The sequence below is a fragment of the Desulfovibrio intestinivivus genome (assembly GCF_053570665.1).
This window is the reverse complement of sequence record NZ_JBRBQT010000001.1, coordinates 2,895,324-2,913,986: the sequence shown is the minus strand read 5'-3', so window position 1 is coordinate 2,913,986 and position 18,663 is coordinate 2,895,324. Positions and strand designations below refer to the sequence as shown.

The window sequence follows — 18,663 nt, the reverse complement described above, 5'->3', positions numbered from 1 at the left end:
CACCATCCGTCGGGCTGAAGGGCAAAACCCCGTGATATTGTTACTCAGCAGTATCGGGAATATAGCCTTTCAGTTCATCTTCGCTCTCGAATGTGGGGAAAAATCCCTCGATCTCGGCTTTGCGCAGCAATTCGGCCACATGTGGCGCGGGCATCAGCAGTACAAGCCTGCGCCCCCGCCCCCGGCCCTTTGTGCTGGCGCTTACCAGCACTCCCAGCCCGGAAGTATCCACTTTTTCAACGTGGCTCAGATCAAGCACCACCTGGCGAATATTAGGCGCCAGCAGATGCGCTTCAAGCTGTTTGCTGAACTCGGCCACATCGGGCAGCAGAAGATTGCCAGAAAAACGCAATACCGTGACGTTGGTGTGCGATTCCGCCTTCAGCTCAAACATGGCTGTATTTCCTCCGTAAGGCAACAGGTCGCTTCAACGGGAAAACAGGTTGGCAGAGTCCAGAGATATGGTTACAGGCCCCCAGTTGCACAGGCGCACATCCATGTCCGCTCCGAAGATGCCTGACGATACGCTGACGGCGCAAGTTTCGTCAACCATTTGAACGAAATCCGTAAACATGTCTTTGGCCCAGGCGGGGTCGCCTGCATCAGTAAAGGAAGGCCTGCGGCCCTTGTGGCAATCGGCGTACAGGGTGAACTGCGGCACCAATAATATCTGACCACCGATTTCATCCAATGAAAGGTGGAACTTATGGGCATACTCTCCTGTGCCGGGAAAGATGCGCAGCCCCACAAGCTTGCGGGCCATGCCCGTAAAAGCCGGTGAGGAGCGAAATTCTGGCCCATCCTCCTGCCCAAAGGCAACAAGGGCCATGATGCCAGTGTTGATGGCCGCCACAAGACGGCCATCAACACTAACAGAAGCTTCTTTAACCCTTTGCGCGACAATCCGCATCAGGCATGGCCCACTTGGTCATCCTCGCCGTTGGCGGCAGGAGCACTGGCAGCGGCTGCGGCGCGCCGGTTCTTTCTTTTGGCCATTTTTTGCTCTTCTTCTTCGCGCAGAGCACGTCGCAGAACCTTGCCCACAATGGTTTTGGGCAGTTCCTCGCGAAATTCCACAAGGCGCGGCACCTTGTAGCCAGCCAGCTTCTGGCGGCACCAGGCGATGACGTCAGCCTTGGTCAGTTCTTCGTCAGGGCGGCGCACCACAAAGGCCTTGAGTATCTCGCCGCGCATCTCGTCGGTAATGCCGACAGTGACGGCTTCAAGCACCTTGGGGTGTTCCAGCAACACTTCGTCCACTTCGCGGGGGTACACGTTGTATCCGCCCACAATGACCATGTCTTTTTTACGGTCAACAATATAAAAATAACCGTCTTCATCCATGGTGGCAAGGTCGCCCGTATACAGCCAGCCGTTGCGCAGGGCGCTGGCGCTTTCGTCAGGCTTGCGCCAGTAGCCGTGCATAACCTGCGGCCCCTGCACGATCAGCTCGCCCATTTTGCCGGGGGGCAGGGTGAGGGAGCCGCCTTCCATATCCACAATGCGGGCATCAGTGCCAGGTACAGGCATGCCGATGGAATTGGGGCGTTGCCCTTCCTGACCAAGCGGATTGCAATGGGTAATGGGCGAGGCTTCTGTAAGGCCGTAGCCCTCCAGAATGGCGGCGCCGGTGGTTTCCTGAAATTTGCGGAATATTTCGCGCGGCAGCGGCGCGGAGCCTGAAACGCAGATTTTGATGCTGCGCAGGTCAAACTCCGCCAGATTCTTCTGTTGCAGCAGCGAAATATAGACCGAGGGCGCACCGGGAAAGACCGTGGGTTTGTACTTGGCAATAAGGCGCAGCACATCCTGCGGCACATAGCGCGGCAGGGGCAGGGTGGTGGCCGCGAGGGCGATGGGAATAATCAGGCCTGTGGTGAGGCCGTACACGTGGAAGAAGGGCAGCAGGGAAATGAAGGTGTGCTTGTCCTCCGCCTTGACGTGGATGATGTCCAGCACCTGACGGCAGTTGGTGCCCACGTTGCTGTGCGTCAGGGTAACGCCCTTGGGCAGGCCCGTTGTGCCGCCGGTATATTGCAACATGATGGGGTCGCGCAGCGGGTCGGCAATGGGAGCGGAATAACGCTCCGCGCCCTTGCAGAAGTGTTTCCACTCATGAACGTTTTTGCCGTCGTAGGGCACGGGTTCCTTGACGCTGCGGCTCTTTTTGAGGCGATAGAGCCAGTTGAGCGGGAAAGAAAGCGCATCCGCAGCGCCGGTAACAATGAAGTTTTTCAGGGGCAGGCGGTCGCGCAGGGCGGAAACGCGGGGCCAGAGCAGATCGAGCAGCACCATGTGTTCTGCGCCCGAATCCTGCATGTTGGCCATGATTTCCTTTTCCATATACAGGGGGTTGGTCATGACCACCACGCCCCCGGCCTTGATGATGCCCCAGAAGGCCACCACGGTCTGCGGCATGTTGGGCATCATCAGGGCAACGCGGTGCCCTGTCTTAACGCCGATGCGGCGCAGCGCGCCTGCAAAACGCTCCGCCTGCTCGCGCAACTGCTTGTAGGTGATGCGCGTATTCTGGAAAATGACGGCCAGTCGATTGGGATATTTGTCTGCGGCCTCATCCAGCAAGGCATAGAGCGGCTTGTTCCACACCTCGGAAGTGCGCGGAACGAAGGAGTCATAGTGGGCAAACCAGGGCCTGCTGAGTTCTGTGTTCATGTCCTTCCTTATGGTGTCGAATCGTTATGGCAGGGGAGGCGGAGCTAATCAGCGCCCCCGCGCGGTCACAACTGCATATGCCTTGATACCTTCGGAACGCCCGGTAAAGCCCAGATGTTCCTCTGTGGTAGCCTTGAGGTTCACGCATGATGCGGGCAACCCCATGAGCCGAGCGACGTTCTTTCTGATTTCTTCCCGGTAGGGCGCGAGTTTGGGAACCTGCGCCACTATGGTCATATCCACGTGACAGGGCGTACAGCCCGCCTCGCGCACCATGTCCAAGACCTGATGCAGCAGAATGGCGGATGAAATGCCGTCAAAACGGGGATCCTTGTCTGAAAAGTGCTGACCAATGTCGCCAAGGCAGGCGCAGCCGAGCAGAGCGTCGGACAGGGCATGCAGAAGCACATCGCCGTCAGAGTGGGCCAGTACTTCGGGCGCGTTGGGAATGCTCACGCCGCCAAGGCGCATGGGGCGGCCCTGACCGTAACGGTGAACATCGTAGCCCATGCCCGTGCGGATGGAAGGAAGGGGATTTTCGTCTTGCAGCAGGTCAAGATCTTCAGGACGGGTAATCTTCACGTTGGCAGCCTCGCCTTGTATGACACGCACTTCAAGGCCGAGGGCCTCCAGAAGCGACGCATCGTCGGTTACGGCAAGCCCCGCCTCAACCGCGTGGGCGTGGGCCGAGAGCAGCGCTTCAAGCTGAAAGCCCTGCGGGGTCTGCACAGCCGCAAGCCCGTCACGCGGCAGGGTGGCCGTTACGCGGCCATTTTCCACCGTCTTGATGGTGTCGGTAACTGATATGGCGGGGATAACGCCAGCAGCGCCCTCAGCAAGCGCCTCACACACGCGGCGTACAAGCGCCGGGGAAAGAAAGGGACGGGCTGCATCGTGCACAAGCACGCTGGCGGGGCGCAGGGGCAGGGCGGCCAGGCCAAGGCGTACGGAATCCTGTCGCAAAGGCCCGCCGCAGGCCGTAACCCAGGGCAGCCCAAGATCATCGTGTCTGTGCAGGTCTGCCAAAAGTTCGCTGGCTTCCGTAAGCTGGCTGGGAGGAAAAACAAAGACAATTCCGGCCACACAGGCGCTGCGGCTCATGGCGCGGGCGGCATGCCAGAAAAGCGGCACGCCCTGCCAGGGCAAAAACTGTTTTGCCGTGCCGCCAGCGGCATCGGCCATGCGCGTACCCTGCCCGGCAGCCAGTATGAGCGCCCAGGGCTTTGCCGCAACAGATGATGTGCCGGAACTTTCTGACATTACATACCTTGTTAACAAGTGGGAGTCGGACGATAAGCCGGGTTCTGTCATGCGGTTGCCCGCACCAGACCGTCATTCCTCTAGGAGCGCAGTTACCTGCGCCCTCAAGCAACCTACCCGGAAGGCAATGGTCGGGCCGACCACCTTCCCTATTTGGTCTTGCTCCAAACGGGGTATGCCGAGCATGCCGCGTCACCGCGGCATCTGGTGGGCTCTTACCCCACCGTTTCACCCTTACCCCGCCGCGAGGCGGGGCGGTTTGCTTTCTGTGGCGCTGTCCGAGGGTCGCCCCTCCTGGGTGTTACCCAGCGTTCTGCCCTGTGGAGCCCGGACTTTCCTCCCCGGGCCTTGCGGCCCGCAGCGACGGTCTGTCCGACTCCCACTTGTTGATCTTGTTTCCGGCGCGGCTTGCGGAACAGGCCGCGCCGGAAGGTGATTTTTAGTCGGTAAGGGTCACCGGCTTCTGGGCGCACTGCGGGGCTTCTTCAATAGAGAAGTGCTCGCACCAGAAAATGAGGCGCTGGCAGTTGGGGCAGCTCAGAATCTGCTGACCGCGCTGCAATTCAATGAAAGACTGCGGCGGCACGGCAATGTGGCAACCGGAGCAGATGCCTTCTTTCACGGCAACGATGACGGGATGCTCAAGACGCCTGCGGATGAATTCATAGCGCATGAACACGGGCTGGGGAATATTCTTACTGGCTGAAGTGCGCTTTCCGTTCAGGCCTTCAAGGGCGGCGTTGCCCTTTTGCAGCTTTTCTTCAAGGCCATCGCGCTTTACTTCAAGCTCGGCCTTGATGGCGGTGTAGGTCAGGTCGATTTCGGCCAGCGCGTCGTTCTGGTATTGCAGTTCCTCAAGAAGGGTCATTTTTTCTTCTTCACGGGAACGGTTGACCTTTTCCATGCTGTCCATTTCGCGCATCATGGCGTGGTATTCACGCTGATTGCCAACTGCCATGAGCTTGTTCTTGCTCTTTTTGATGCGCGCGGAGTCGTCATCAATCTCGAGCGAGAGGCGCTTTTGCTGATCCTGAAGGTGCGAAAGCTTGTCCAGAATGTAGTTGCGCTGGGTTTCGATGGCGGCAAAACGCTGCTCAAGGGAAACAAGCTCGCTCGGGGCGCTGCTCAGGTCCTGCTTGACGGCGTGGATGGCGTCATCGACCTTCTGCAACTCAACAAGCTGCTTGATCTGGTCAAAATATACGGCATTGCTCATGAGAGTCCTCCTGATAAAATCATGACAGGGCAACAGGGCGGAAGGGCGAGGCGGAAGGAACAAAAAACACTTCCGTCTCTGGCAGGCGCTGTTGCAGCAACCGGCTCATGCGCAGCATCATTTCTTCCTCAAGGCTGTGGTGGCCCACATCCAGAAGGCAGATTTCCGCGGCAAGCGCCGTGTGGTATTTGACATCACCGGTTATGAAAAGCTGCGCATCGGCAGCTTGCGCCGCGCCGAGCAGCGATGAACCCGAACCCGTGCAGTAGGCCACGCGGGTAATTGTTTGCGGCTCCGGCCCACTCACTGTGGCTGTGGCAAGGGGGGCGTTGCGGGCAATGATGCCTGCAATCTGCGCCACGGTCATGGGCATTGGCAGATCGCCCGCAAGGCCGAAGCCCAGCGGCAGATCCTCGCCCACAGCCGGGGCCACAGGCTCCAGTACCGCAAGATTGCGCAGCTCAAGCGCACGGGCCAGCCAGCCTGCCGGGCCGTAAGCGTTGACATCCAGCGAGGTATGGGCCGCGTACAGCGGCACATCAGCCTGAAAAAGCAGGCGCAGCACCTCGTGGTAGTCGTCAAGCCTGTTGGGCAGCACGGCTTTGAGCAGCAGCGGGTGATGGCTGAGCACAAATTGCGCACCCTTTTCCAGCGCTGTACGCACGGATGCGGGCGTTGGGTCGAGGCAGACGGCAAGCCTGGCAACATCCTGCCTGTGCGCCGCCACCTGTTGGCCCGAAACGTCCCATCCAGCGGCAGCAGCCAGAGGTGCAATTTCTTCTATCGCCTTAATAATTTCAATAGGTTGCATGGATATCACCCACCATAAAAAAAGGCACTTTCTTGCTGGTGCAGAGAAAGCGCCTCGTTGAATACGGCGTAAAAAAATGTGCAACGTGTTGTGGCAATGTTGTTTCGCACCTTGTCTGACGCGTGCGCGCAGGAAAATCCAAAGGGGGTTCAGCTCTTCGGAATCAAAGAATCTATCGAAGCCCGTGTGCTTTGTCAATAAACATTGCGCACGAGCTGCCTGCCGCAAGGCCGCGCCGTGTCGCAAAATGTATACAGAAAGGGGAGGCTTAGTAAAGCCTCCCCAAATAATCATGGCGACAAAGTGAGCCGGACTGTGCAGAGCATTATATAATGTTTGTCGGCATCAGGCTCAGCTGTATCTCTCTATTGACCGCGCAGGTAGCGCACGGCATTCACAAAAATGAGCGTACCGGGGGCATCCAGCTCGCCGCGCGTCCAGCCGGGGTGGTTGGTCACGTGGTGGAATGCCTCGGGGTGGGGCATAAGGCCGAGCACCCGGCCCGTGGGATCTGTCAGGCCCGCAATGGCAAGAGTGGAGCCGTTGGGGTTGAGCGGATATTCCTGCGTAGGCTTGCCCGTTGCGGGGTCAGCATATTGCAGGGCGATGAGGTTTTCTTCCTCCAGGCGGCGTAGGCAATCCGCATCGCGGGCAACGAGCTTGCCTTCGCCGTGGCGCACGGGCATGGAGAGCAGGGGCAGGTTTTTAGTGAACACGCAGGGGCTTGCCGCATTGGGGAGCAGGTGCACCCAGCGGTCTTCAAACCGGGCGGAATCGTTGTTGCCCAGCGAAACCTGGCGCTCAAAGCGCTGGCCGCCAAGGGCAGGCAGCACACCTAGTTTGACCAGCAACTGGAAACCGTTGCAGATGCCCAAAATCAGCTTGCCCTCATCCAAAAACTCGCGCAAGCTCTGCAACAGGGCCGCGCCCGCGTCGTCCTTGAGGTAACGCCAGCGCATGGCCGCAGCCTGGGCCGCGCCGAGATCGTCGCCATCCAGAAACCCGCCGGGGAAAATCAAAAAGTGATAGTCGGCAAGGCGAACCTTGGCCGCCACCAGATCGGAAAAATGCACCACATCGGCCTTGTCGGCACCGGCCAGACGGGCCGTGTGGGCTGTTTCCATGTGCGAATTTGTACCGTAGCCGGTGATGACCAGTGTGTTGACCGTACCCATGCGGGGGAAGCCTCCTTGGCTTTGCAACGCGGATAATCCCGGCCATGCCTTGCGGTGTGCGCCGGACGTGCTTTTGCCTTGGAAACCTTGGCTGACCCGCGCCGGGCACAACAGATGACCGGCGCACGGGCCGCTTGTGGTGGGCACGCACGCTGAAAAGGGAATAACACATTACTTAGCTTGTTTTACTTAGTCAATGCTAGCCAAAAAATTCAATTTGGGTTAAGACTGTTTGGTTGAACTATTCAACATACCCAAGTACAGGTGGAAGTGCATGAAAACTAAATACATTTTTGTGACGGGCGGCGTTCTGTCGTCGTTAGGCAAGGGCCTCGCGGCTGCGTCTTTGGGCGCGCTGCTGCAAACGCGCGGGCTTACGGTAACCATCCAGAAGCTTGATCCTTACATCAATGTTGACCCCGGCACCATGAACCCGTTCCAGCACGGCGAAGTATTTGTTACCGATGACGGCGCGGAAACGGATCTGGATCTCGGGCACTACGAACGTTACCTCAACGTGCCCATGTCGCGGAAGAACAACACCACTTCCGGCGCCATTTACAACCACGTTATCGCCAAGGAACGTCACGGCGATTACCTGGGTGCCACGGTGCAGGTGATCCCGCACATTACTGATGAAATCAAGAGCGTGGTGCTCTCCCTTTCAGAAGGCGAAGACGCGCCCGATGTCGCCATTATCGAAATCGGCGGCACCGTGGGCGACATCGAAGGTCTGCCCTTTCTTGAGGCCATCCGCCAGTTGCGTTCCGACCTTGGACGCGACAACTGCCTGAACATTCACCTTACCCTGGTGCCCTACCTGCGCAGCGCTGGCGAGCACAAAACCAAGCCCACCCAGCACAGCGTCAAGGAACTGCTCTCCATCGGCATTCAGCCCGACATTATTCTGTGCCGCTGCGAGCAGAGCATCCCCGAAGAACTGCGCCGCAAGATCGCCCTGTTCTGCAATGTGGATCAGGACGCCGTGTTCTCTTCGGTGGACGTGAACAATATTTATGAAGTGCCGCTCAAGTTCTATGAGGAAGGCTTTGACCAGAAGGTGGCCATCATGCTGCGCCTGCCCGCGCGCAATGCCCACCTTGAAGCCTGGGAAAAGCTCGTAAGCGACTGCGCCAACCCCAAGGGCAAGGTCACCATTGCCATTGTGGGCAAGTACGTTGACCTCAAGGAAGCTTACAAGAGCCTGCACGAAGCCCTCATTCACGGCGGCGTTGCCAACCGTGTTGAGGTGGAACTGCGCTACGTCAATTCCGAGAATGTGGACGAAAGCAACTGCGTGGAATCCTTCAAGGGCTGTCATGGCATTCTTGTGCCCGGCGGCTTTGGCTATCGCGGCGTGGAAGGCAAGATTGCCGCCATCCGCTATGCGCGTGAAAACAACATTCCCTTCTTCGGCATCTGCCTTGGCATGCAGTGCGCGGTTATCGAATTTGCCCGCCACGTGGCAAGCCTTGACGATGCCAACTCGGAAGAATTCAACCCGCTTTCTGATCACAAGGTTATCTACCTTATGACCGAGTGGTTCGACTTCCGCACCAAGAACGTTGAAAAACGTGACGCGGGCAGCGACAAGGGCGGCACCATGCGCCTTGGCTCCTACCCCTGCAAGGTGCAGCCCGATACCAAGGCCTTTGTGGCCTACAAGAAGGGCATGGTTGATGAACGTCACCGCCACCGCTACGAATTCAACAATGCCTTCAAGGAAATGCTGGGCGAAAAGGGCATGGTTTTCAGCGGCACCGCCCCTGACGATTCGCTTGTGGAAATCATAGAGCTGAAGAACCATCCCTGGTTCCTTGGCTGCCAGTTCCACCCCGAATTCAAGTCCCGGCCCATGAACGCGCATCCGCTGTTCCGCGAATTTATCGGAGCGGCGAAAAAGTTCGCCAAGGTGTAATTTCGCAGCGTTAATGCAGCGAGGCTTGTTGGTTTTCACCAAGCTTGGGTATCGCAAAATCGCGCAAAAAGGGGAGGGCATTGCCTTCCTCTTTTTTTGTGCGCAGATTATTTCAACGGCGCAAAAACTGCGCCAAATCAGGTTTTTTGCGCTGGCAGCCCCTGCCGCAGGCTGGGGATGCCGTGAACCTGATCTTGCAACTGTTAGCTATTGCATAATTTTTGCAGATGTGGCACAGTACTTGTAAACAGATAATTCTATAGTCCTATGGCTAGTTAAGGCAAAAGAGCACACATGGCACTGGAACTACGGCAGCAACTCAAGCTGTCACAGCAACTGGTAATGACCCCGCAATTGCAGCAGGCAATCAAGCTGTTGCAACTCTCACGCGTGGAACTTCTGGAAACTGTGCAGCAGGAACTGCTTGAAAACCCCTTTCTCGAAGAATCTTCACTTACTGACGATGCCTCCCAGGAGCAGCACGAGGAAAGCCGCGAAGCGCCCAAGGAGGAAGTATACGACAGGGAACTGGCCAAGGACGCCGACTGGGAAGATTACCTCGGTGAGTTTGCCAGCACCCCCCGCCTTTCGCAGTCGCGCGAATATGAACTTGCCGAAGAAATTTCGCCTCTTGAAGCCCGCTATGCGGCCAAGCCCACCCTTGAGGGACATCTGTTCTGGCAGTTGCGCCTTTCTTCGCTGACAGAAGAGCAGAAGGCCATTGGCGAGGTCATTATCGGCAATCTCTCCTCAGCCGGGTATCTGCAAGCCACCATTGAAGAAGTGGCCGAAATGGCTGAGGTTGCGCCCGAGGCCGTGCTGCCCGTGCTTGAAAGGGTGCAGCTTTTTGACCCCATCGGCGTTGCCGCGCGTGATGCGCGCGAATGCCTGATGGTGCAGATCAAGAACCTTAATTACGCCCGCGATCCCATCCTTGTGGAGCTGGTGGAATCCCACCTTGAAGACCTTGAGGCCAAGCGCTACAAGCCCCTGCTGCGAAAGTTCAAGCTCGATATGGAAGAGCTCAAGGAATATCTGGATATCATCCAGAGCCTTGACCCATTGCCCGGCGCAAGTTTTGGCGGCGGTGAGCCAACTTATGTAAGCCCCGATGTATTTGTGTACAAGATGGGCAGCGAATTTGTGATTTTGCTCAACGATGACGGCCTGCCCCAGTTGCAGCTTTCGGCCATGAGCCAGATGAACATAGGCGGCTCGGAGAAGGAAAAGGACTACTGTTCCGAAAAGATCCGCTCCGCCTCATGGCTTATCAAGAGCCTGTATCAGCGCCAGCGCACGCTTTACAAGGTTATGGAAAGCATTGTGCGCCATCAGCAGCCGTTTTTTGAAGACGGCGTGACCAAGCTCGCGCCGCTCATTCTCAAAGACATTGCAGACGACATCAGCATGCACGAATCAACGGTGAGCCGCATTACCACCAACAAGTATGTGGCAACGCCCCACGGCATCTTTGAATTGAAGTTTTTCTTTAACAGCGGCCTTGAACTCGATGACGGAAGTCAGGTAGGCTCAGAAAGCGTCAAGGCTCTGATCAAGAAATTCATCTCTGAGGAAGATACCCGATCCCCCCTCAGCGATGAGCGTATCGGCGAAATGCTCAAGGAGCGTCTCAAGGTCAATATTGCGCGGCGCACGGTGGCAAAATACCGCACGGCGCTTGATATTCCATCTTCGTCAAGGCGCAAGGAGCATTTCTGATTCCCCGTCGAGTGGCTCAATACTTAGGAGGAACTTATGAACATCTCATTTGCTTTCAAGAATTTTGAAGCCTCCGAACATCTGAAGAAGTATGCCCGTCGCCGCATGGAAAAGCTGGGACGGTTTTTTGGCAAGGCCTCTGGCCTTGACGTTGCCGTTGTGCTGACAGTCGACAAGTTCCGTCATCGCTGCGAAGTGACCGTTACGGGCGAGGGCCTGCATATCAACGCCACGGAGCAGACTTCGGACATGTACGCCGCCATTGACCTTGTGACAGACAAGGTTGAATCGCAGATCAAGCGCCAGGTGGCCCGCGTAAAGGCCCAGCGGCGGCACGCCCGCAATACGGATGTGGACGTGTTTACTTACAACCTCGATGCCGAAGCCGACGTGCAGCAGCCCGTTGACGGCACCGACCGCCTCGCCACCAAGCCCCTGCATCTGGATGAAGCGCTCATGCAGCTTGATTCCATCGGCAGCGAGTTTCTGGTGTTCTTTAATGCAGAAAACAACCGCATCAATGTGGTATACCGCACCAAGGTGAACGGCTATGCCCTCATTGACCCCGTGTTGTAAATGTTCATAATGGGGGGCGGGCTGGCAACGGCTCGCCCCCGTTCAGGCGCACCCCCCTGCCGGTTGCCGCGCAATGGCCTTCACACGGGCTTGAGCGCGGCGCGGATTTGGCAACGTCCGTCAGAAGCCTGTGGCGCATAACCCCGGCTGCAAACGGCGATCTGACCCCGAAGAGGCGAATGTCATGAAGGATTCCGCGCAGATACCCCCCACAGATTCCACCCCTGACGCAAAGCCTGATGCGGACGCGCCCGTTCCCGGCGTGGACGTGCAGGTGTGCATTGTCACGGGCCTTTCCGGCGCGGGCAAAAGCACGGCGCTCAAGGTTTTTGAAGACATGGGCCACTTTGTGGTCGATGGGCTGCCCGTGAGCCTTGTCATGGAAATGGTGGACATGATGTCCCGCCCCTCCATGAGCCACTTCAAGGGCATTGCCTTGGGCATGGATCTGCGCCAGAGCAATTTTGTGGAAGACATCAACGACTGCCTGAGCATGCTCGCGGGCAAAAACATCCGCCCCATGCTGCTTTTTCTTGAGGCCAACAATCAGGAACTCATTCGCCGCTATGCCTCGACCCGCCGCCCGCATCCGCTGGAGCGCGAGGGCATGGGCCTTGAAGCGGCGCTGCTGGCAGAGCGCAGCAGCCTGCGCCCTCTGCGTGAAATGGCTGATCTGGTCATCGACACCTCGCGTTTTTCCATCCACGACCTGCGGCGCGCCATCCAGAAGCGCTGGAGCGGCAACAAAGGCAAGCTGCGGGCCATCAGGGTCAACGTGATTTCTTTCGGCTTCAAATATGGTGTGCCGCGCGAGGCTGATCTGGTTTTTGACCTGCGTTTTTTGGCAAACCCCTATTTTGTGGACGAGCTGCGGCCCATGAGCGGCAAGGACAAACCCGTTGCCGACTATGTGTTCAACTCTCCCCATGCCCGAGAATACCGCGACAAGCTGGTTGACCTGCTGTTTTTTATGCTGCCGCTCATGGAGGCCGAAGGCCGCTATCGCATAACAGTGGCCGTGGGCTGTACCGGCGGCCGCCACCGCTCGGTGGCAATGGCCGAAGAAATTTTACAGGCGCTGCGGCAGGCTGATTATCCGGCTTTTCTGGAGCATCGGCACCTTGAACTTGGCTAAAAAAGCTGGCACGTTCTGTTGCGTGAGGTTGTCATGACGGACGAAAACAAGAAGACTCAGGTTGGAATCATTCTGGTTTCGCATGCCGACTATGGTTCGGCCATGCTGCGCACCGCCGAATTCATACTCGGGCAGCAGAGCGATTGCAGCTCCATCAGTGTTGACGTGGCGCACGAGGTTTCCGAAACCGTTCGCCGTCTTACGGACGCAACCCAGCGGCTCGACAAGGGCGCGGGCGTCATTATTCTTACGGATATGTTTGGCGGCACGCCCACCAATCTTGCGCTTTCGCTGCTGGCAACCCACAAGGTCGAGGTTGTTACTGGCGTGAACCTGCCCATGCTGCTCAAGGTCTTTACCTCGCGCGACAAGGAGCTTGAAGAAGTTGCCCGCATCGCTGGCGAGGCAGGGGCAAAAGGTATTGTGGTTGCGGGCAGCATGCTGCGCAACAAAGCCCGTGACAAAGCCGATAGCTAGTATGTGGTTTCGCGTGGACAATCGCCTGGTTCACGGCCAGGTCATCGAAGCCTGGTTACCCTACACAGGGGCGCGGCATCTGGTGGTAGCCAACGACGAACTTGCGGACGACATAATGCGGCAGCAGATAATTGAACTGGCAGTGCCGCAGCGCGTGATGACCCACTTCATCAGCGTAAAGGAACTGGCGGCCACGCTCAATTCATGCGGAGATGACTGTTTTGTGCTGTTTGCCAATTGTCAGGATGCGCGGCGCGCCTGTGACGCGGGCATCCTCATGCTGGTGCTGAACATGGGCAACCTGCACTACGCGCCGGACAAGCTACAGGTGCTGCCCCATGTGGCCCTTTCTGCACAGGACAGGGAAGACCTGCACGTTATACAGGATCATCTTGTGCAGCTTGATTTTCGCTGCGTTCCCACAGAGACAGTTCGAGGCCCCAATGATCAACTTTTCTGATTTATTCGCTGCTGGGGCTCCCTACGCTTTTTTTTTGCCCTGGCTGGCGCTGCGCGTTCAACCTGCATCGTTGGCCTTGTAGACCGCCCCATCTGTCTGGCCCTGTTCGCGGGCTTTTTTACCGGCGACTGGTCGCTGGCTCTCCCCCTTGGCATAATCATCGAACTGCTCTGGCTTGACGCGCTGGAACTTGGCAGCGTGGTGCCGCCGTATGGCAGCCTGAGCTTTCTGCTGGTGTTTCCCCTGTGCAGACAGTTTGGGCTGGATCAGCCCGGTATGGCGCTTTTACCGCTCATACTTGCCATGATGGCGGCCTACACGGCGAGCTGGTGTGAACAGCGCCAGCGCATCAGCCTGAACCCGATGGTGGACGCCGTGGTGGCGTGGGGGAGCGGCAGCGGGGAAGCATCGCCGGGGCGCGTCATTCTGCGGGCCGGGTTGTGCCGCGCCTTGTGGCAGGCGGCACTGTATATTGCGTGCTTTGGGCTGATTTATATGCTGCTGGCGGTGCTTTCTGCGCATCATGCCATACCGGCCCTGCGGGCGGTGACGTGGTCGGCCCTGTATGTGGCGGCTCTGCTTGGGGCGGTGCTGTCGCTGCGCACACGGCAGGCCTATGCCGTGCTTGTGGGCACGCTGGGCGCGCTGGCCCTGCTCATTTGGGGCGGCAACTAGCGGGGGAGTTGGGCTGTAAGAGCCGCTGCGCCATGCTCAGCTTGACATGACCCTAAAGAATCACTACAAAATCCGGATTGCGCTCGTAGCTCAGTTGGATAGAGCGACAACCTCCTAAGTTGTAGGCCACAGGTTCGATTCCTGTCGGGCGCACCAATGAAATCAAGGGTTTGCGGAAACACTCCGTAAGCCCTTTTTCTTTTGCCCCACACTAGCCCCACACCTAGTGAAAACGTGCTTCAAATCAATCATATATTACAGGCTTTTTTGTTGAAAAATAAGGTAAATTCGCAGATACTTTCTAAAAAATCTCACTTGGCATCGGATATCTTCACTACGGTGTAGAGTGCTGCTTAGCTATATAGCATATGCTTGTGAAGTAGGAGCCACCCTTCGATGAAAAACGCCTCACCGGAAAGACCACGCCATATTGATCGGCTGCGGGAAGGTAGCTGCTCAATTACAATTACCCCGCCGGATGACGACTCGCCTATCCGAGACATGATTTCGATAGAGGAAAGGCTTTTTGTAGTGAAGGACAGGGGGATTTATGAAATTTTTCTTGCCGACCAAACAGATCCCAAACGAACAAATCCGTCAGTGCCAAATACACTTCAAAGATTATTACCTTTTGGCGCTCAGGATGCCTGGGTAGGTGCGGTTGTTTTGACTGCTCGTGTTTTTTTCTTAAGTTCATGCTTCGATCAGGAAATTGGTCGCAATGCCTTCAATTTTTTACTGGGAGTGGCTCAGGACATCGCTGGAGCTAAGGCAATACTTCAGAGGTATTTACAGCAAGAGGCGGAGGCTCAGCAGTCAGTTAACCCAAAAATCGGTCTTGATCATTCGTTTGTGCTGCCATCTATCAGCAACGTTGAAGCAACTTGTAACGAATTTCTTCAGCGTATGGATCATGCGCAGCGTGAGTTATTCAAGATTGCGCAGCTCTTCTTTTCAGATGTAAAAACGGGTTTTTGGGATGGATTGAAGGCCAAAGTTGACGCTGGCCCGCAAGATTTTGATAACTTTGCTCAGTTCCTTGCTGAGGCAACCGATTTTTTTAAACATATCAGAAACGCCAGAAACTGTGCCGAACATCCCCGCCTAGAGCAAAGATTAGTTGTCTTGGATTTTAAACTAGACACAAACAACGTTCTAGTTCCACCGACGATCGAGGTAGTGCATCCCAAAACACCGATGGAGGCGTGTCCAGTTGGTCGTTTTTTTATTGATACAATTGAAATATTGGTCAGCGTTGTAGAGTATATGATTGTGTTCTTGTGTGCCCGAAATGTAAAACAAGTTGGTGGACTTCAGGTTTATGCAATTGAGTTGCCACCTGAGCGGCGCAAATTTCCACACGTCAGGTTTAGCTACGGAACATTTTTGAATGGCAACCTTGTCCCTTTTGGATGACACATGACAAAATGTTCAAAGGGTAATCCTATTGATTTTTGAAACGAGCAGTGAAGCTGCGGGCAATCCCGTTCATATTGATTTCGGCAAATTGTGTAAGACAATCGGGGTAACTAGGAAACGAAATGTCCGGCAATGGTCTCGATTAGATCAAATTGTGTAAGACAATCTGGGTAACTGTTACCATTCAATTCGGCAAAACGTATGCAGAAGAATCTACACGAACGGGGCTTTGTGGGAGAAGAAGCGGTAATGGGAAAGACTTTCATGATGAAAACGCGCGCCTACCCTTACGGGCTTTGCCCGCCGGGTACCCAGGCGCGTAGTGGGTGTGTAGACGCACTAGGGGTGGAGGGAAGGAAGGCTGGGGCCGGGAGAATGCACACGAAAAACGGCCCATATTTTGAATGTAAGCGTTTAGAATTTAAAAGTCGGACCATTAGGGGCTAGAAAAACATACGCTTAGAATCGAAATTTAAGTGGTAGGTAAGAAAAACTGTTTGCGGAAAAGGTTTTTCTGCGGGTGGCGTTTTTGTCTTTTTTGGGGCTTCGTGGCGAACCCTGTCTTTGTCTTTGGCTCCAGCCTTCCTCATTCTGCCCCAGTGCTTCCCCCCTCACCTCTTCTGCAACCACGCGCAGAGCTTCTGGTAGAGCAGCGACACTGAAACGGGCTTGGCGATAAAGTCGTTCATGCCAGCCTCGATGCACAGTTCGCGGTCTTCGGCAAAGGCGTTGGCAGTCATGGCGATAATGGGGATGGTAGCCCCCACCGGCAGCAGCCGTATCTGCCGGGTGGCTTCCAGGCCGTTGATGTGCGGCATCTGCATATCCATAAGAATCAGATCATAGGTAGCGGCCTGCACCCGCTCAATAGCCTTGCCTCCATCCTCTGCCAGATCGACGATAAAGCCCACGTCTTCCAGCAGGGCTTGTGCGATCTCGCGGTTGATAGGCTCGTCTTCCACCAGCAGAATGCGCTTGCTGCCAAGCTTTTGCCGGATGGTGCGTTCTGCTTCCTCAGCGCTGACTCTGGTCGGCTCGTTGTGTGTGGGCGCGTCCTTACGCAGCACGGCAGTGAACCAGAACGTGCTGCCCTTGCCCTCCACGCTGGTCATCCCCGCCTTGCCGCCCATGAGTTCCGCAATTTTTTTGGTGATGGCAAGGCCAAGGCCCGTGCCGCCGTATTTGCGGCTCATGGAGTTATCCGCCTGTTCAAATGCGCTGAAAAGGCGCGGTTGCATCTCCGGGCTGATGCCGATGCCTGTATCTTCCACCTCAAAGCGGTATGTCACGGTGCTGTCTGTCTGCGATTCCGGCCGCACGGATACCTTAACATAGCCGTGATCCGTAAACTTGAGCGCATTGGTGGCGAGGTTGAGCAGGGCCTGCTGCAACCGGCTGTCGTCGCCATAAACGGGGCAGGTCTCTGGCGCGGCATCCATAAGCAGCTCAATGCCTTTTTCCTGCGCTTTCTGGCCCAGAATGGAAGTGATGTTCTCAAGCAGGGTTGGAATATGCACGGGAACATGTTGCAGCACGAATTTTCCGGCTTCAATTTTTGATAATTCCAGTACATTGTTGATGATTTCCAGCAAGTGACTGCTGGCGATCTCGATCTTGGTGAGCTTTTCCACCTGATTGGGCGTGAGGCCCGATTTGCGCAAAATATGGATCATGCCCGTGATGGCGTTCAGGGGCGTGCGAATTTCGTGGCTCATGTTGGCGAGGAAGGCGCTCTTGGCAACACTGCCAGCCTCTGCGGCGTTTTTGGCAATAATCAGATCCTGGGTGCGCGATTCCACCAGCCCCTCCAGCCGTTCACGGTGGGCCGCAAGCTCGGCCTCAACCTGCTTGCGCTCCGTAATATCCTTAACCAACCCGATAGCCACCCACTTGCCCTGCATGTTCATGGTAGACAGCGCAAGCTCAATGGCAAATTCCTGCCCATTCTTGCGCAGGGCAGTCAGCTCCATGCCAGAACCCAAAAATAATCCCTGACCACTGCGGCAAAATTCTTTCAGGCCCTCGGCCATATTATCTCGGTAGCGGGGCGGCACCAAAAATTCGTGTAAAACCCGCCCCATAACCTCCTCTGCCGTGTAGCCAAAAATAGTCTCTGCCGCCCTGTTCCAAAAGATGATGCGCCCAGAGCAACCCAGCAGAATCAGCGCGTCCTTGATGCTGTTTGTGGTCAGGCGGAAGCGCTCCTCATTCTCGCGCAGGGTTTGCTCGCGCTTCTGGATTTCAGCGCCCATCCTGTTGATGCATTCGGCCAGATCGTCAATTTCATCCTTGCCCATTGTGTCGGCCCGCGCGCTGTAATCGCCTGCGGCGAGCTTTTGGGTGCTTTCTTCCAACCGCGCCAAACGGGCAACAACGTATTTGTTGAGCAGGCAGCCAAGTGCAAGCAAAAGTACAAGATATCCCAGAATGTGCATCACAATCTGGAATATCCATTCAGAATAATACTGGCGACGTAGTTCTTCTGACGGCAAGAAAATGCTCAAAATCCCACGGAGATCGCCAACATTGTAGTCGTATGAATCAGCATAGGCCGCAGCAATGGGCTGCGGCGCGTCTTCTCGTTTGCCATGACATCGCAGGCAGTATTCTTCAACCTTGATGGGGCTGGTATAGTGATAGAAGGAAAGGCCGTTCTCTTTCACTTCAACCATCCGGCTTTTGGCGGAAGGGTTGGCCCGGAACCATGCCAGGGCGTCAAGCTCAAGAGGATTTGCCATATTGGCGGGATTGCGCGGCCTGTCAGACACATTGCTGAACCTGAGCCCGCTGGTACTCCAGTTATGGAATTCTATTGAAATCCTGGCGAGCCCATGCGCAGGCAAAAAGCCGATGGTGGCATCGGTTACGGGCAGGCCGCTATCAATGAACTGTTTTTGATAAACACTGCGGGTGGACATGATAATGGCGCGAAAGTCCTCTGCATCACGCAGCAATTCTGTGCGGATGGAAGACTCAATTTCGCGATAACCAAAATAGATATCAGCACAAACGATTATGCTGATAATTGCAGCGGTAAGGCACCAAACCTTGTACTTGATGCGCATCGCAGCCTCTCAGTGAGTCTATGGCACGTTATCAGTCTCAGGCCTGTGGTCTTGGGATATCATCGTATCTAATGATGCATGAAG

Annotated in this window: 17 protein-coding genes, 1 tRNA gene and 1 other RNA gene; 10 read left to right on the top strand and 9 right to left on the bottom strand. The window is 56.1% G+C overall.

Features of this window, described 5'->3' with window-relative positions; translation table 11 throughout:
• Positions 1-40 precede the first annotated feature (40 nt).
• The 8 genes from ACUZ9P_RS12460 to ACUZ9P_RS12425 all read right to left on the bottom strand — a co-directional run bounded on the left by ACUZ9P_RS12460 (position 41) and on the right by ACUZ9P_RS12425 (position 7,135).
• Entirely contained in the window at positions 41-394 is a 354-nt protein-coding gene (locus tag ACUZ9P_RS12460; protein ID WP_298994238.1) for an STAS domain-containing protein, read from the bottom strand.
• 33 nt (positions 395-427) lie between these two features.
• Positions 428-910, bottom strand: a complete 483-nt coding sequence (gene dtd, locus ACUZ9P_RS12455; protein WP_298994236.1) for a D-aminoacyl-tRNA deacylase — start codon at positions 908-910, stop codon at positions 428-430.
• Positions 910-2,673: a long-chain-fatty-acid--CoA ligase gene (locus ACUZ9P_RS12450; RefSeq protein ID WP_449249950.1), complete on the bottom strand. Its 1,764-nt coding sequence runs from the start codon at positions 2,671-2,673 to the stop codon at positions 910-912. The genes dtd and ACUZ9P_RS12450 overlap by 1 nt, the downstream gene beginning before the upstream one ends.
• 48 nt (positions 2,674-2,721) lie before the next feature.
• The gene (ispD, locus tag ACUZ9P_RS12445) at positions 2,722-3,933 is read right to left on the bottom strand and encodes a 2-C-methyl-D-erythritol 4-phosphate cytidylyltransferase (protein ID WP_298994233.1); all 1,212 of its coding nucleotides are present in this window, start codon (positions 3,931-3,933) and stop codon (positions 2,722-2,724) included.
• Positions 3,934-3,950: 17 nt separating this feature from the next.
• Positions 3,951-4,313, bottom strand: an RNA gene (rnpB, locus tag ACUZ9P_RS12440) — RNase P RNA component class A.
• Positions 4,314-4,372: 59 nt separating this feature from the next.
• A complete protein-coding gene (locus ACUZ9P_RS12435; protein WP_298994231.1) occupies positions 4,373-5,149 on the bottom strand; it encodes a zinc ribbon domain-containing protein in 777 nt (258 codons plus the stop codon).
• A 19-nt stretch (positions 5,150-5,168) separates the two neighbouring features.
• Positions 5,169-5,960 (bottom strand): Nif3-like dinuclear metal center hexameric protein, encoded by a 792-nt coding sequence (locus ACUZ9P_RS12430; protein WP_449249949.1) that lies wholly within the window; start codon positions 5,958-5,960, stop codon positions 5,169-5,171.
• A gap of 365 nt (positions 5,961-6,325) precedes the next feature.
• Positions 6,326-7,135 (bottom strand): phosphoribosylformylglycinamidine synthase subunit PurQ, encoded by an 810-nt coding sequence (locus tag ACUZ9P_RS12425; protein ID WP_227118514.1) that lies wholly within the window; start codon positions 7,133-7,135, stop codon positions 6,326-6,328.
• A 274-nt stretch (positions 7,136-7,409) separates the two neighbouring features.
• On the opposite strand from ACUZ9P_RS12425, the gene ACUZ9P_RS12420 reads away from it, so the two are divergent.
• The 10 genes from ACUZ9P_RS12420 (at position 7,410) to ACUZ9P_RS12375 (ending at position 15,511) form a co-directional block, all read left to right on the top strand.
• Positions 7,410-9,053: a CTP synthase gene (locus ACUZ9P_RS12420; protein WP_449249948.1), complete on the top strand. Its 1,644-nt coding sequence runs from the start codon at positions 7,410-7,412 to the stop codon at positions 9,051-9,053.
• A 13-nt stretch (positions 9,054-9,066) separates the two neighbouring features.
• Complete coding sequence (locus tag ACUZ9P_RS12415; protein ID WP_449249947.1) at positions 9,067-9,300, top strand: hypothetical protein; 234 nt, start codon at positions 9,067-9,069, stop codon at positions 9,298-9,300.
• A gap of 47 nt (positions 9,301-9,347) precedes the next feature.
• Complete coding sequence (gene rpoN, locus ACUZ9P_RS12410; RefSeq protein WP_449249946.1) at positions 9,348-10,772, top strand: RNA polymerase factor sigma-54; 1,425 nt, start codon at positions 9,348-9,350, stop codon at positions 10,770-10,772.
• Positions 10,773-10,808: 36 nt separating this feature from the next.
• Positions 10,809-11,348, top strand: a complete 540-nt coding sequence (hpf, locus tag ACUZ9P_RS12405; RefSeq protein WP_298994224.1) for a ribosome hibernation-promoting factor, HPF/YfiA family — start codon at positions 10,809-10,811, stop codon at positions 11,346-11,348.
• A gap of 184 nt (positions 11,349-11,532) precedes the next feature.
• Entirely contained in the window at positions 11,533-12,483 is a 951-nt protein-coding gene (rapZ, locus tag ACUZ9P_RS12400; protein ID WP_449249945.1) for an RNase adapter RapZ, read from the top strand.
• A 33-nt stretch (positions 12,484-12,516) separates the two neighbouring features.
• Entirely contained in the window at positions 12,517-12,960 is a 444-nt protein-coding gene (locus ACUZ9P_RS12395; protein ID WP_022657414.1) for a PTS sugar transporter subunit IIA, read from the top strand.
• A 1-nt stretch (position 12,961) separates the two neighbouring features.
• Positions 12,962-13,420, top strand: coding sequence for a PTS sugar transporter subunit IIB (locus ACUZ9P_RS12390; RefSeq protein ID WP_209819273.1), 459 nt, complete (start codon positions 12,962-12,964; stop codon positions 13,418-13,420).
• Between the two features lie 198 nt (positions 13,421-13,618).
• The gene (locus ACUZ9P_RS12385) at positions 13,619-14,095 is read left to right on the top strand and encodes a hypothetical protein (protein WP_245170857.1); all 477 of its coding nucleotides are present in this window, start codon (positions 13,619-13,621) and stop codon (positions 14,093-14,095) included.
• A gap of 79 nt (positions 14,096-14,174) precedes the next feature.
• A tRNA-Arg gene (locus tag ACUZ9P_RS12380) sits at positions 14,175-14,251 on the top strand.
• Between the two features lie 240 nt (positions 14,252-14,491).
• Positions 14,492-15,511, top strand: a complete 1,020-nt coding sequence (locus ACUZ9P_RS12375) for a hypothetical protein (RefSeq protein WP_449249944.1) — start codon at positions 14,492-14,494, stop codon at positions 15,509-15,511.
• 614 nt (positions 15,512-16,125) lie between these two features.
• Here the strand turns inward: ACUZ9P_RS12375 and ACUZ9P_RS12370 are convergent.
• Positions 16,126-18,579 (bottom strand): response regulator, encoded by a 2,454-nt coding sequence (locus tag ACUZ9P_RS12370; RefSeq protein WP_449249943.1) that lies wholly within the window; start codon positions 18,577-18,579, stop codon positions 16,126-16,128.
• Positions 18,580-18,663 lie beyond the last annotated feature (84 nt).